This is a genomic window from Listeria marthii (assembly GCF_014227425.1).
GTDB lineage: Bacteria > Bacillota > Bacilli > Lactobacillales > Listeriaceae > Listeria > Listeria marthii.
In genome coordinates, this window is record NZ_JAASWB010000006.1 from 54,905 (window position 1) to 69,596 (window position 14,692).

Genomic DNA, 14,692 nt, shown 5'->3' on the forward strand with positions numbered 1-14,692 from the left:
CAGAAAAGGATGGGGTCCACAGATGGTCTATTTACAAAAGCAAGATAAGGAAGTTTTTGATGCAATTAAGTTAGAGCTTGGTAGACAACGTGCGAATATCGAATTAATCGCATCTGAGAATTTTGTTAGTGAGCAAGTAATGGAAGCAATGGGTTCTGTATTAACGAATAAATATGCAGAAGGCTATCCAGGAAAACGTTACTACGGCGGATGTGAATTCGTGGATATCGTGGAAGATTTAGCACGTGACCGCGCGAAGAAATTATTTGGCGCTGAATATGCGAACGTTCAACCTCACTCAGGCGCTCAAGCAAACATGGCAGTTTATCATACTGTGCTTGAACCAGGCGACACAGTGCTTGGTATGAACCTTTCACATGGTGGGCATTTAACACATGGTAGCCCCGTTAATTTCAGTGGCGTTTTATACAATTTTGTTGAATACGGCGTGCGTGAAGATACGAAAGAAATTGACTATGATATCGTCCGTGAAGCTGCTTTAAAACATAAACCAAAAATGATCGTAGCAGGCGCAAGTGCTTACCCACGTAAAATTGATTTTGCTAAATTCCGTGAAATTGCTGATGAAGTTGGGGCATACTTAATGGTTGATATGGCGCATATCGCTGGTCTTGTTGCCGCTGGTTTACATCAAAACCCAGTTCCTTATGCTGATTTTACAACGACAACTACACATAAAACCCTTCGTGGACCTCGCGGCGGAATGATTTTAGCCAAAGCGGAATGGGAACAAAAATTAAACAAATCCATTTTCCCAGGAATTCAAGGTGGACCGTTAATGCACGTTATCGCAGCGAAAGCAGTGGCATTTGGCGAAGCATTACAACCGGAATTCACTACGTACTGCGAGCAAATTATTCGTAACTCTAAAAAATTAGCAGAAACGCTTCAAGCAAATGATGTTGCTGTTTTAACAGGTGGATCAGATAATCATTTACTATTAATTGATTTAAAACCACTTGGCTTAACAGGGAAAGCTGCTGAGAAAGTTTTAGATGAAGTTGGTATTACTGTGAACAAAAATACCATCCCATTTGAAACAGAAAGCCCATTTGTAACGAGTGGTATCCGTGTGGGTGTTGCTGCAGTGACAACTCGTGGATTCGATGAAGTTGCGATTGAAAAAGTTGGCGTACTTATTTCAGAAGTATTGCATAACCTAGAAAATGAAGAAGTTTTAGCAGATGTTAAAGCGCGTGTTGCAACTTTAACAAATGAATATCCGCTTTATCCAAGTTTATAAAATAATGATTCCGGTTTTTTCTAATTTATAGAGAAAACCGGTTTTTTTCATGTATAGCAAATTAATCCTTGCACTTGTGTCTTGTTCTGATACAATAAGAGAAGGAAATTTTCAATATCAAAGGAGCGAACTAATCGATGGCAAATGTACACGTAATTGATCACCCACTAGTACAACACAAATTAACAATCATTCGAGATAAAAATACGGGAACAAAAGCATTCCGCGAACTTGTAGATGAAGTCGCTACATTAATGGCGTACGAAATTACACGTGATATGGAACTCGAAGACATCCAAGTAGAAACACCACTACAAACAACAACTGCTAAAACACTTACTGGTAAAAAATTAGGTATTGTACCTATTTTAAGAGCTGGTCTAGGTATGCAAGACGGTATTTTAAAACTAATCCCTGCTGCTAAAGTAGGTCATGTAGGTCTTTACCGCGACCATGATACACTTGAACCAGTAGAATATTTTGTAAAACTACCTTCTGACGTGGAAGAACGTCTTTTCATCGTTGTAGATCCAATGCTTGCAACTGGTGGATCCGCAATTATGGCTATCGATTGCTTGAAAAAACGTGGCGCACGCAACATGAAATTCATGTGTCTAGTAGCGGCTCCAGAAGGCGTTAAAGCTCTTCAAGACGCGCATCCAGATGTAGAAATCTACGTAGCTGGCTTAGACGAGAAGTTAGACGAAAATGGTTATATCCGTCCAGGCTTAGGAGATGCTGGCGATAGATTATTCGGAACTAAATAATTAACATTCTCCTCGATATAGTGAGATAAGGAATTATAAACAGTGCTGCTTTTGGCAAACTGAAAAATTTTTTGTCGAGCTATTTCTGAGGAGTTTTTTTATAAGGAGGCTCGAAATTGGCTAAAATCAAAGTAATGAGTATCTTTGGTACAAGACCAGAGGCAATAAAAATGGCACCGCTCGTTTTGGCATTAGAAAAAGAACCAGAAACGTTTGAATCAACGGTAGTTATTACAGCTCAACACCGCGAAATGTTGGATCAAGTCTTAGAAATTTTTGATATAAAACCCGATATTGATTTAGATATTATGAAAAAAGGCCAAACCCTAGCCGATATAACTTCACGTGTAATGAACGGAATTAATGAAGTTATCGCTGCGGAAAACCCAGACATCGTTTTAGTGCATGGTGATACAACAACGAGTTTTGCTGCCGGACTTGCGACCTTCTATCAACAAAAAATGCTAGGGCATGTCGAAGCTGGACTTAGAACATGGAACAAATACTCGCCGTTCCCAGAAGAAATGAATCGCCAATTAACTGGTGTGATGGCAGACATGCACTTTTCTCCAACGAAACAGGCTAAAGAAAACTTACTTGCAGAAGGTAAAGATCCAGCTACGATTTTTGTAACTGGGAATACAGCTATTGATGCACTTAAAACGACTGTTCAAAAAGATTATCACCATCCAATCCTAGAAAATCTTGGCGACAATCGTCTAATACTTATGACTGCTCACCGCAGGGAAAATTTAGGCGAACCGATGCAAGGGATGTTCGAAGCAGTTCGCGAAATCGTGGAAAGTCGCGAGGACGTGGAACTCGTTTATCCAATGCATTTAAACCCAGCAGTTAGAGAAAAAGCAATGGCGATTTTAGGTGGACACGAACGCATTCATTTAATCGAGCCACTCGACGCAATTGATTTTCATAATTTCTTGCGCAAGTCTTATCTTGTTTTTACCGATTCAGGTGGCGTACAAGAAGAAGCTCCAGGCATGGGTGTGCCAGTCTTAGTTCTGCGCGATACGACCGAGCGCCCAGAAGGAATCGAAGCTGGGACGTTGAAACTAATTGGAACGAATAAAGAAAATCTGATAAAAGAAGCATTAGATTTACTTGATAATAAAGAAAGCTACGATAAAATGGCGCAAGCAGCTAATCCATATGGCGATGGTTTCGCTGCGAATAGAATTTTAGCAGCAATCAAAAGTCAGTTTGATGGAAGCGAACGACCAGAAGATTTTATCGTGTAAAACACAGCGGGAAACTAGGCGTTAAAAGTCTAGTTTTCCTCTTTATTTGGAATGAAAGCGCCTTATTGTTACAGATATGTTACACGCTCGATTTTCACTAGTTCTTTTATGTTACATGTGATAAGATGGTCAATGTTATTAATATAAGAGCCCAAAAAATAGCTTGTTTTTAGCATAGGGATAGAAGACTGCGCTCAGTATTCACTACAATCCCGCCGACGCTAGGTTTGCGTTGACTGAATTGGAATTTATACGGGCACTCTATATCAAAATGCAGCTCATGATAAGTGAGTCCGGCTGTTTTTTCCGTTCTTTTTCTTGGGAAAAGAACTTTCGGTCGCGAAATTTGCGAATAATCGTATCGAATTCTTTTACCAATTATGGTAGAAGTTTTTTTATTTGTACGAAAGGAAGTTATTCTGACCTTTTTTGTGAAATAACACACGAATGGTCGGCTGGTTTTTCCAATGATTACGGAGGTGTTGGTTGCTGTTAAATGGACAAAAATAATTCTGGCGTGGCAATCTAGGAAACAGATAGATTTTGAAATCAAAAAAATCTCAGAAATAATAGGCTATTCTTTTATGGATGGGTCCGATTGTGTTACTATTAGTAGTAGATGTACGCACAATTTGTGAAAGTGTATTGACTTTTCTCTTTTGGCTGTTGTATGCTAAGAACTGACACGCTGATAAGGCTTTCATGTGTGTTTGGGATTGGGATGAATTGGGGAAAATGTGCTTGTTTTCACAAACCAAACTTACTCCCTGAGATTTCAAAATGGTCATCTGGAAAGAAAAATCTTTTGAAAAAGAAAGGATTGCGCCCCGAATGTTAGAATCGCTAATTGGCATGTATCATCGTCATCAAAAGTATATGGTTCTTTTTATTGCTGTTTGTCTTTGTGGATGGTTTTTAACCCCGTATATACATATTTTCTTGGGACTTAAATTGGGTTTAATCGTCGGCTGGTTCAACTACTGGATATTAATGAGGCGAACACAAGCAATGACAAGAGCTTTGGCAGAAAACCGTTCTTTTTATGGAATGGGAATGACGTTACGGATGGGAAGCGTGTTACTTGCTACAATTATAGCGACGCAACTGCCGGAATTTTTTCATGTTTATAGCATGGTAATCGGACTTGGGCTTGCATATGCAATTATTTTTCTAGATTTTTTTGCGTATTCCATGTACCGCAGAAAAAAGTTTTTAAAAAGAGAGGGGTGAACCTAATTGGAAGAGGAATTTCCAACGATAAGCCTATTAGGGATCGACTTTAATCTATCTAATATATTGATGATTACTGTGACTTGTGTCATCGTTCTTCTAATAGCCATTATCTGTACCAGAAATCTGCAACGCCGTCCTACCGGAAAGCAGAACTTCATTGAATGGGTTATGGATTTTGTCAGAGGTATTATTAATAGTAATATGGATTGGAAAACCGGTGGGAGATTCCATGTGCTTGGTATTACGATATTAATGTTTGTCTTCGTTGCCAACATGCTAGGACTACCATTACAAATCGCAGTAAACGATGAAGTATGGTGGCGTTCACCTACAGCGGATCCAATTGTCACATTAACACTTGCGATAATGGTTCTTGGCTTGACGCATTACTACGGTATTAAAATGCGTGGTTTCAAGCACTACTTTGTTGGTACTTACTTGAGTCCAATGAAATTTTTATTCCCACTAAAATTAGTAGAAGAATTTGCTAATACATTAACGCTTGGTTTACGTCTTTACGGTAATATTTTTGCCGGGGAAGTTTTGTTAACCATTATTGCTACTCAACTTGCACATATTAATATATTTGTAGGTGTTCTTGCGATAATTCCGGCGATTATATGGCAGGCGTTCTCACTCTTTATTGGGGCAATTCAAGCGTACATTTTCACTATGCTGACAATGGTTTACATGTCACATAAGGTCAGTGACGAACATTAAACTAACTTTCAATTAAGTCACTTATAAAAGTAATAAAAAAATAATTTTAAGAAAAATTAGGAGGATAATTATATGTCTTTAGGTGTTATTGCAGCTGCTATTGCTGTTGGATTAGGTGCATTAGGTGCGGGTATTGGTAATGGTCTTATCGTATCAAAAACTGTCGAGGGTGTTGCGCGTCAACCAGAAGCGCGTTCTATGCTTCAATCAATCATGTTCGTTGGTGTTGCGTTAGTTGAGGCCCTTCCTATCATCGCTGTTGTTATTGCGTTCATGGTTCTTAATAAATAATTTGAAGGAAGTTGAGGAAATAAACCCTCATCTCTTTCGTTTTGAACGAATAATTCAGGCGAATGTATAGAAAGGAGTGAAACTGGCGTGTTACAACCACATTTAGTAATTGGTTCCGCATTTACGTTTGGTGATGCATTCTTTACACTTTTTGCTTTCGCGATTTTGCTAGTTTTAATCCGAATTTATGCTTGGAAACCGCTTATGGGTATTATGAAAGAGCGTGAAGAGCATATTGGTTCTGAAATTGATGCTGCTGAAGAAAACCGCGCTCAATCAGAAAAATTACTTGCTGAACAAAAAAGTGTTTTACAACAAGCTCGTATTGAATCTCAAACAATGATTGAGAACGCAAAACAGCTTGGTGAAAAAGAACGCGAAGAAATTGTCAAAACTGCTAGACGTGAATCAGAACGTATAAAAGAAGAAGCAAAATCCGATATTGCACGTGAAAAAGAAGATGCTATTTCTGCTCTTCGCGAACAAGTCGGTTCCTTATCTGTTCTTATTGCATCGAAAGTCATCGAAAAAAATCTGGATGAAAAAGAACAATCTAACCTTATCCAAGATTATATCGAAAGGCTAGGGGATGACAAATGAGTAAAGATTTGGAAGTTGCAGGTCGCTATGCCAATGCGCTTTTTCAAGTAGCTCAAGATAAAGATTTAGTGGACGTTTTTTCAGAAGAATTAACTGAATTAAAAGCGGCCTTAAAAGCTAATAAAGATTTTGTAAAACTACTTGAAAATCCTACTTTCACGACCGAGCAAAAGAAAAATCTTGCCAGCGCTGTTTTTGAAAAAATCAATCCGACATTAAGAGATTTTATTTATCTTTTAATCGACCGTAGCAGAGAAGATTATCTTTCTGTTATTGCGGACGTTTACCAAAAACGCGTAAATGACTTGCGAGGAGTTGCGGATGCAGATGTCTATTCTGTTGTTCCACTTTCCGAACAAGAACTTACGGCGCTCTCGAGAGTATTTGCTGCGAAAATGAACAAAACAAAATTAAACATTCAAAATCACATTGATAAATCCCTTCTTGGTGGAGTCAAAGTGGTTATTGGAACCCGTATATATGATGACAGTCTAAAAACGAAATTAAAGGACATGGAACGGCAAATTAAAGCCTAGTTTCCGTTTAACGAGGGGTGAAATCAATGAGCATTAAGGCTGAAGAGATCAGCTCAATCATAAAACAGCAGATTGAAAATTATCATTCTGAACTAAAAGTGAGTGATGTTGGTACGGTTACCTACATTGGTGACGGTATTGCGCGTGCTCATGGACTCGATAATGCAATGGCTGGTGAATTGCTAGAGTTCTCAAATGGTGTAATGGGTATGGCCCAAAACTTAGAAACAAATGATGTTGGTATCATTATTCTAGGCCCTTACACAGAAATCCGCGAAGGCGATGAAGTTCGTCGTACCGGTAAAATCATGGAAGTTCCTGTTGGCGAAGCGCTTATTGGGCGTGTAGTTAACTCATTAGGTCAACCAGTTGATGGTTTAGGCCCAATTGAAACAACTGGCACTCGTCCGATTGAAGCAGTAGCACCTGGTGTTATGCAACGTCAATCGGTAAACGAACCATTACAAACAGGTATTAAAGCGATTGATGCACTTGTTCCTATTGGTCGTGGTCAACGTGAGTTAATCATTGGTGACCGCCAAACTGGTAAAACATCTGTAGCAATTGATACTATTTTAAACCAAGCTGACCAAGACATGATCTGTATTTATGTTGCTATCGGTCAAAAAGAATCTACTGTTCGTAATGCCGTAGAAACTTTACGTCATCATGGCGCGTTAGATTACACAATCGTCGTAACTGCGGCTGCATCACAACCGGCGCCACTTCTTTACTTGGCTCCTTATGCTGGTGTTGCAATGGCTGAAGAATTCATGTATAACGGCAAACACGTTTTAGTCGTATATGATGATTTATCCAAACAAGCAGCTGCTTACCGTGAGCTGTCCCTATTACTTCGTCGTCCTCCAGGTCGTGAAGCATATCCAGGGGATGTTTTCTACTTGCACTCCCGTTTACTTGAACGTGCTGCAAAATTAAATGATAGCCTAGGTGGCGGATCCATTACGGCTCTTCCATTCGTAGAAACACAAGCCGGAGATATCTCTGCTTATATTCCTACAAACGTTATCTCTATTACAGACGGACAAATCTTCTTGCAATCTGATTTATTCTTCTCCGGAGTACGTCCAGCGATTAACGCCGGTCTTTCTGTATCCCGTGTAGGTGGATCAGCGCAAATTAAAGCAATGAAAACAGTTGCCGGAACACTTCGTCTAGACCTTGCCGCTTACCGTGAGCTAGAATCCTTCTCACAATTCGGTTCTGACCTAGATGCAGCTACTCGTGCGAAACTAGAACGTGGTAAACGTACAGTAGAAGTTCTAAAACAAGATTTGCACAAACCTTTGAAAGTTGAAAAACAAGTATTGATTCTTTATGCACTTGTTCATAAATATCTGGATGATGTACCAGTTCATGATGTACTGCGTTTTGAGTCCGAAATGAATACATGGTTTGATCATAATCACCCAGAGCTTTTGGAAGAAATTCGTACAACGAAAAAACTTCCTGACGAAGCGAAACTTGAAGCAGCATTAAAAGAATTTAAAAATACATTTGTTCCTTCTGAAGAAAAATAATTTAGACTCGGAATAAATTCAAAGGTGGTGAAAATCTTTGGCATCTTTAATCGATATTAAACAACGAATAACTTCTACGCGTAAAACAAGTCAAATTACAAAAGCAATGCAAATGGTATCAGCAGCAAAACTAGGTCGTGCGGAATCTAATGCTCGTTCATATGGGCCTTACGTATCTAAAATCAAGGACGTAGTAACACATGTTGCTGGCACTGGTAACAGTAGCGACCATCCAATGCTTGTATCTAGACCTGTTCACCGTACTGGTTATATCGTACTTACTTCTGATACTGGACTTGCCGGTTCTTACAATAGTTCCGTAATCAAAGAAGTATTCCAAGAAATTAATAAAAAGCATACGTCAAGTGATGAATATGCAATAATCACTGTAGGTAGATCTGCTCGTGACTTCTTCAAAGCGCGTCAAATGAACGTGGTTTTAGAAGTACAAGGTATTACAGATCATCCGATATTTGCGGAAATTAAAGATATTGCTAGTAACACAGTTCAAATGTTTGAAGATGGTGTTTATGACGAGGTTTTCATTTATTATAATCACCATATCAATTCTATTTCCAGCGAACTAAGAAAAGAGCAATTATTGCCACTGACAGAATTTCACGAAAAAGGCCAAGAAACAGATGTAGATCTTACTACATATGAGTTCGAGCCTTCTGAACAAGAAATCCTAGAAGTACTATTACCGCAATATGTGGAAAGCCTAATTTTCGGAGCACTTCTGGATGCCAAAGCCGCTGAACATGCTGCTCGTATGACTGCCATGAGAAGCGCGACAGACAATGCATCCGATTTAATCAGTGACTTATCACTACAATATAACCGTGCTCGCCAAGCTGCGATCACGCAAGAAATTACCGAAATCGTCGGAGGAGCAGCCGCACTCGAATAGAAGTCGGCGTTTCTTGTAACGTCCCTATAAATGGGAAGGTAAGTGAGGAGGAAAAATTGCATGTCTAAAGGACAAGTAATCCAAGTTATGGGTCCAGTTGTAGACGTTAAATTTGAAGGTGGAGACCTACCTGAAATCTACAATGCCCTAGTTATTGAATATAAATCTGATGCAGAAGAAGCACCAACTAGCCAACTTACTTTAGAAGTAGCCATCCAATTAGGTGATGACGTTGTACGTACAATCGCAATGGCATCAACAGATGGAGTTCAAAGAGGTATGGAAGTTATTGATACTGGAAGCCCAATTACAGTTCCAGTTGGTACAGTAACTCTTGGTCGTGTATTTAATGTATTAGGAAACACCATCGATTTGGACGAACCACTTCCAAGCGATATTAAACGTAATAAAATTCACCGCGAAGCTCCAACTTTCGATCAATTAGCAACAACAACTGAAATTCTTGAAACAGGAATTAAAGTAGTTGACTTGCTAGCTCCTTACTTAAAAGGTGGTAAAATCGGATTGTTCGGTGGTGCGGGTGTTGGTAAAACCGTTCTAATTCAAGAACTTATCCACAATATCGCACAAGAACACGGTGGTATTTCAGTGTTCGCAGGCGTTGGAGAACGTACTCGTGAAGGGAACGACCTTTACTTTGAAATGAAAGATTCTGGCGTTATTGAAAAAACAGCCATGGTATTCGGCCAAATGAATGAACCACCAGGTGCGCGTATGCGTGTAGCCTTAACTGGTTTAACAATTGCTGAATATTTCCGTGATGAAGAACACCAAGATGTACTTCTTTTCATTGATAATATTTTCCGTTTCACACAAGCTGGTTCAGAGGTTTCGGCTTTACTAGGTCGTATGCCATCTGCAGTAGGTTACCAACCAACTCTAGCTACTGAAATGGGACAATTACAAGAACGTATTACATCTACTAACGTTGGATCTGTTACTTCTATCCAAGCGATTTATGTGCCAGCCGATGACTATACTGACCCGGCTCCGGCTACAACTTTCGCCCATTTAGATGCAACAACTAACTTGGAACGTAAATTAACGGAACAAGGTATTTATCCAGCGGTAGATCCACTTGCTTCTACATCTCGTGCGCTTTCTCCTGACATTGTTGGGGAAGAACACTATGCAGTAGCAACGGAAGTACAACGTTTATTACAAAGATATAAAGAATTACAAGATATCATCGCAATCCTAGGTATGGATGAGTTATCTGACGAAGATAAACAATCCGTTTCCCGTGCGCGTCGTGTCCAATTCTTCTTATCACAAAATTTCCACGTTGCAGAACAATTTACAGGCCAAAAAGGTTCTTATGTCCCTGTTAAAGAAACAGTTAAAGGATTTAAAGACTTATTAGCCGGAAAATACGACCATATTCCAGAAGATGCATTCCGTTCAGTTGGACGCATTGAGGATGTTCTTGAAAAAGCAAAAGACATGGGCGTTGAAGTCTGATAAAAACAGGAGGAAATACGTATGGGTTCATTAAATGTTAGTATTGTTACTCCAGACGGCCCTGTTTATGAAGGCGTTGCTCAAATGGTTATTGCTAGAACAAAAGCAGGTGAACTCGGTATTTTACCTGGCCATGTTCCACTAGTTGCTCCACTTAAAATCGACATTGTTCGCTTAAAAGTAGAGTCTGGTGAGGAATGGGTCGCTGTGAATGGTGGCTTTATGGAAGTAAACGGCGAAGAAGTTAATATTCTCGCGGATACTGCCGAACGCGAACAAGATATCGACATTGATCGCGCTGAAAAGGCAAAAGAACGTGCAGAAGACGAACTTAGCCGAGCAAAAGAACAAAAAGTGGACGAAGTAATGGCTCGACTTGCGTTACAAAGAGCTATCAACAGAATTCACGCAAAAGAACACAATTAATAGTAATCTCAATTCCTGGCCACGGCGCCAGGAATTTTTTTTATATACCAATAAGTGTATTAACTGTTTTTTCCTAGCGGTATTTGTTAAAATGAGTAGTAGCGAAATATGAGGAGCGAACGCATGTATAATATTATTATGGAATCACCATATGTCATCATCATTTCACATTTACTATTTATTGTAATTACTTTTTGGGCACTACAAGCTATTAATTATGAGAAATTCATCAAGAAAAACCATGTAACACAAGCTAGACTGTTATTCGTGATCATTTCGATTGTATTAGGTTATACATTAAGCAGTTTTTTCTTAGATTATTTGGCAGCTTCCAAACAGTTAATTAATTTTTTTAGTTAGAAAAAGGTACTATAGTAGTCAAAAATTAATAGAAGCTTATAACAACTTTAATATTACGTTAAAATCAGTTGATATTTTAGGGTGATAAGTGGTAGAATTACTTAGATATGTTTTAAATTTAAATTTTGATTAATAAAATTCGATAAATGATTTAGTTATTAGTAACGCGGAGGGGTTCTTTTTGGAAAAAATTATTGTACGCGGTGGAAAACAGTTAAATGGTTCTGTGAAAATGGAAGGTGCCAAAAATGCTGTATTACCGGTAATAGCTGCTACATTACTTGCGAGTAAAGGTACTAGCGTATTAAAAAATGTCCCAAACTTGTCTGATGTATTCACAATTAATGAGGTTCTTAAATATCTAAATGCAGATGTTTCTTTTGTAAATGATGAAGTAACAGTTGATGCAACAGGAGAAATCACTTCTGATGCACCTTTTGAATACGTTCGTAAAATGCGTGCTTCTATTGTTGTAATGGGTCCACTTTTAGCTCGTACGGGTTCAGCTCGTGTAGCTTTGCCAGGCGGATGTGCAATTGGTTCAAGACCAGTTGATTTGCATTTAAAAGGTTTCGAAGCAATGGGCGCAGTAGTGAAAATTGAAAATGGCTATATTGAAGCAACTGCTGAAAAATTAGTGGGCGCTAAAGTATATTTGGATTTCCCTAGTGTGGGAGCAACACAAAATATTATGATGGCTGCAACTTTAGCGGAAGGTACAACAGTAATTGAAAACGTTGCTCGTGAACCTGAAATTGTTGATTTAGCCAATTTCCTTAATCAAATGGGTGCCAGAGTTATTGGTGCGGGAACAGAAGTAATTAGAATTGAAGGCGTTAAAGAATTAACTGCTACTGAACATTCTATTATTCCTGACCGTATTGAAGCAGGTACATTCATGATTGCCGCTGCGATTACTGGCGGAAATGTTCTGATTGAAGATGCAGTTCCTGAACATATTAGTTCATTGATTGCTAAACTTGAAGAAATGGGCGTTCAAATCATTGAAGAAGAGAACGGTATTCGTGTTATTGGCCCTGATAAATTAAAAGCTGTAGATGTTAAGACTATGCCACACCCAGGATTCCCAACTGATATGCAATCACAAATGATGGTTATTCAAATGCTAAGCGAAGGCACAAGCATCATGACTGAAACTGTTTTTGAAAATCGTTTCATGCATGTAGAAGAAATGCGCAGAATGAATGCAGATATGAAAATTGAAGGGCATTCTGTTATTATTTCCGGCCCTGCTAAACTACAAGGAGCAGAAGTTGCAGCAACAGATTTACGTGCAGCAGCAGCGCTTATTCTTGCAGGTTTAGTTGCGGATGGCTATACACAAGTGACTGAGTTGAAATACCTTGATCGCGGCTATAATAATTTCCACGGAAAACTACAATTGCTTGGAGCGGATGTTGAACGTGTAGATGATTCCAAAATTGATGTAACAAACTTAGCATCTTTATTCTAATTTTAAATGTTAAAAACCGTGTCTTTTTGATGCGGTTTTTTTATTTGTTGTGAAAAAAACCGTGTTGTTCTAAAATATACATTCCAGCCTTACATAAATTATGCTATAATTCAAAATGAGATGTAAAATTAGGTGCACACCACGAAAGGAGTTAAAGTATAAATGGCAAAAGATGTTGGTATCGATTTAGGTACAGCCAATGTATTAATTCATGTTAAAGGAAGAGGAATCGTTGTAAATGAACCTGCAGTTGTTGCTGTGAACAATAAGACAGGGCAAGTTCTAGCCGTTGGATCAGAAGCAAGAGATATGGTTGGTAGAACGCCAGGAGATATTACGGCAATTAAGCCTATGAAAGATGGGGTTATTGCTGATTTTGATATTGTTCAAGAAATGCTGCGTTTCTTTATACAAAAACTAAATTTAAAAACCTTTTTTTCACGGCCGCGTATTTTAATTTGTTGTCCAACGAATATTACTTCAGTCGAGCAAAAAGCCATTCGAGAAGTTGCTGAAAAAAGTGGTGGAAAACAAGTATTCCTAGAAGAAGAGCCTAAAGTTGCTGCTATTGGTGCCGGTATGGATATTTTTGAGCCATCTGGTAACATGATTATTGATATCGGTGGAGGTACTGCAGATGTTGCTGTATTATCCATGGGTGATATCGTAACTAGTCAATCAGTAAAAGTTGCTGGTAACAAATGGGATGCCGATATTCTAAATTATGTTAAACGTAAATATAACGTACTTATTGGTGAAAGAACTGCTGAAAACATTAAAGTAACAATCGGTACTGCTTCCCAAGGTGCTAAAGAAGAAAAAATGGAAATTCGTGGTAGAGATTTAGTAAGTGGTTTACCTAAAACAATTTCGATTACAAGTTCTGAAGTAGAAGAAGCAATTCATGATTCGTTGCACCTAATGGTACTAGCTGCTAGACAAGTATTGGAGCAAACACCTCCAGAACTTTCAGCAGATATTATTGATAGAGGAATTATCATGACTGGTGGTGGATCTTTACTACATGGTTTAGATGAATTAATGTCTGAACAATTAAAAGTTCCAGTTTTAATTACTGAGAATCCTTTAGATGTGGTAGCTCTTGGTACTGGCATTTTACTTGACTCACTTACAAATAAAAAACGTAATAAATTCTAAAGTTGAATTTGGGGGATGTATATGTTAGATATTAAAAAAATCAAAGAAATCTTACCTCATCGTTATCCATTTTTATTAGTAGATAGAGTTATTTCTGTTGAAGAAGGTAAAAAAGTTACTGCTATAAAGAATGTAACGGCAAATGAAGAATTCTTTAATGGGCATTTTCCAGAGTATCCGGTAATGCCGGGTGTACTAATTGTAGAAGCATTAGCTCAAACAAGTGGAATTGCAATGATGCAAAGTGAAGCAAACAAAGGGAAAATTGGTTTGTTTGCTGGAATCGATGGCTGTCGTTTTAAACGCCAAGTAGTTCCAGGTGATCAATTATTACTTGAAGCTGAAATCACTCGCATGAGAGGCGCGATTGCAAAAGCGAAAGTGAAAGCAACCGTTGAAGGCGATTTGGTTTGTGAAGCTGAAATTATGTTTGCTTTATCAGATGTACCAAAATAATAAGATTAGCACTGAAGCCCAAATGGGTTTTGGTGCTTTTTTCATGTACTCAGAATAGCATGGGTTTAAAAAAGTTACAAAGTACTAAAATGATATTTTGAGGTAAATTACCCCCGTGAAAACGTGTTTTTCTATTAGGAGAAAACAACCTTTTTACTGCTCTATACCTAATGAAAATACAGTTTTAGCTATTTTACAAAGAAATTTTTATCCAATAT

At 38.4% G+C, this 14,692-nt stretch carries 17 protein-coding genes; all 17 read left to right on the forward strand.

Annotation, left to right across the window (positions count from 1 at the left end; all coding sequences use genetic code 11):
* Positions 1 to 22: 22 nt before the first annotated feature.
* The 17 genes from glyA to fabZ all read left to right on the forward strand — a co-directional run bounded on the left by glyA (position 23) and on the right by fabZ (position 14,474).
* Positions 23 to 1,264, forward strand: a complete 1,242-nt coding sequence (gene glyA / locus HCJ55_RS11645) for a serine hydroxymethyltransferase (protein WP_003732521.1) — start codon at positions 23 to 25, stop codon at positions 1,262 to 1,264.
* Between the two features lie 137 nt (positions 1,265 to 1,401).
* Entirely contained in the window at positions 1,402 to 2,031 is a 630-nt protein-coding gene (gene upp, locus HCJ55_RS11650; protein WP_185392369.1) for a uracil phosphoribosyltransferase, read from the forward strand.
* A 116-nt stretch (positions 2,032 to 2,147) separates the two neighbouring features.
* Positions 2,148 to 3,287: a non-hydrolyzing UDP-N-acetylglucosamine 2-epimerase gene (wecB, locus tag HCJ55_RS11655; protein ID WP_185518333.1), complete on the forward strand. Its 1,140-nt coding sequence runs from the start codon at positions 2,148 to 2,150 to the stop codon at positions 3,285 to 3,287.
* Between the two features lie 467 nt (positions 3,288 to 3,754).
* The gene (locus HCJ55_RS11660) at positions 3,755 to 3,925 is read left to right on the forward strand and encodes a hypothetical protein (protein ID WP_185506906.1); all 171 of its coding nucleotides are present in this window, start codon (positions 3,755 to 3,757) and stop codon (positions 3,923 to 3,925) included.
* A gap of 193 nt (positions 3,926 to 4,118) precedes the next feature.
* On the forward strand, positions 4,119 to 4,517 hold the full coding sequence (locus tag HCJ55_RS11665) for an ATP synthase subunit I (protein ID WP_061388371.1): 399 nt from the start codon (positions 4,119 to 4,121) through the stop codon (positions 4,515 to 4,517).
* 6 nt (positions 4,518 to 4,523) lie between these two features.
* The gene (atpB, locus tag HCJ55_RS11670; protein WP_003732518.1) at positions 4,524 to 5,240 is read left to right on the forward strand and encodes a F0F1 ATP synthase subunit A; all 717 of its coding nucleotides are present in this window, start codon (positions 4,524 to 4,526) and stop codon (positions 5,238 to 5,240) included.
* A gap of 72 nt (positions 5,241 to 5,312) precedes the next feature.
* Positions 5,313 to 5,531, forward strand: a complete 219-nt coding sequence (atpE, locus tag HCJ55_RS11675; protein WP_003732517.1) for a F0F1 ATP synthase subunit C — start codon at positions 5,313 to 5,315, stop codon at positions 5,529 to 5,531.
* 87 nt (positions 5,532 to 5,618) lie between these two features.
* Entirely contained in the window at positions 5,619 to 6,131 is a 513-nt protein-coding gene (atpF, locus tag HCJ55_RS11680) for a F0F1 ATP synthase subunit B (RefSeq protein WP_008948770.1), read from the forward strand.
* Positions 6,128 to 6,667 carry a F0F1 ATP synthase subunit delta gene (locus tag HCJ55_RS11685; protein ID WP_008948769.1) on the forward strand — a complete coding sequence of 180 codons (540 nt, stop codon included), beginning with the start codon at positions 6,128 to 6,130 and terminating at the stop codon, positions 6,665 to 6,667. Before atpF ends, HCJ55_RS11685 begins: the two co-directional genes overlap by 4 nt.
* Positions 6,668 to 6,693: 26 nt before the next feature.
* Positions 6,694 to 8,208, forward strand: a complete 1,515-nt coding sequence (atpA, locus tag HCJ55_RS11690; RefSeq protein WP_003723464.1) for a F0F1 ATP synthase subunit alpha — start codon at positions 6,694 to 6,696, stop codon at positions 8,206 to 8,208.
* 37 nt (positions 8,209 to 8,245) lie between these two features.
* Positions 8,246 to 9,118: a F0F1 ATP synthase subunit gamma gene (locus HCJ55_RS11695; RefSeq protein ID WP_185392363.1), complete on the forward strand. Its 873-nt coding sequence runs from the start codon at positions 8,246 to 8,248 to the stop codon at positions 9,116 to 9,118.
* A gap of 60 nt (positions 9,119 to 9,178) precedes the next feature.
* The gene (atpD, locus tag HCJ55_RS11700) at positions 9,179 to 10,600 is read left to right on the forward strand and encodes a F0F1 ATP synthase subunit beta (RefSeq protein ID WP_008948767.1); all 1,422 of its coding nucleotides are present in this window, start codon (positions 9,179 to 9,181) and stop codon (positions 10,598 to 10,600) included.
* A 21-nt stretch (positions 10,601 to 10,621) separates the two neighbouring features.
* The gene (locus tag HCJ55_RS11705) at positions 10,622 to 11,026 is read left to right on the forward strand and encodes a F0F1 ATP synthase subunit epsilon (RefSeq protein WP_008948766.1); all 405 of its coding nucleotides are present in this window, start codon (positions 10,622 to 10,624) and stop codon (positions 11,024 to 11,026) included.
* Positions 11,027 to 11,149: 123 nt separating this feature from the next.
* Entirely contained in the window at positions 11,150 to 11,386 is a 237-nt protein-coding gene (locus tag HCJ55_RS11710; protein WP_008948765.1) for a DUF1146 family protein, read from the forward strand.
* 181 nt (positions 11,387 to 11,567) lie between these two features.
* Positions 11,568 to 12,860: a UDP-N-acetylglucosamine 1-carboxyvinyltransferase gene (murA, locus tag HCJ55_RS11715; protein ID WP_185518335.1), complete on the forward strand. Its 1,293-nt coding sequence runs from the start codon at positions 11,568 to 11,570 to the stop codon at positions 12,858 to 12,860.
* Positions 12,861 to 13,022: 162 nt separating this feature from the next.
* A complete protein-coding gene (mreB, locus tag HCJ55_RS11720) occupies positions 13,023 to 14,018 on the forward strand; it encodes a rod shape-determining protein MreB (protein ID WP_185392361.1) in 996 nt (331 codons plus the stop codon).
* 21 nt (positions 14,019 to 14,039) lie between these two features.
* Positions 14,040 to 14,474, forward strand: coding sequence for a 3-hydroxyacyl-ACP dehydratase FabZ (gene fabZ / locus HCJ55_RS11725; protein ID WP_008948763.1), 435 nt, complete (start codon positions 14,040 to 14,042; stop codon positions 14,472 to 14,474).
* Positions 14,475 to 14,692 lie beyond the last annotated feature (218 nt).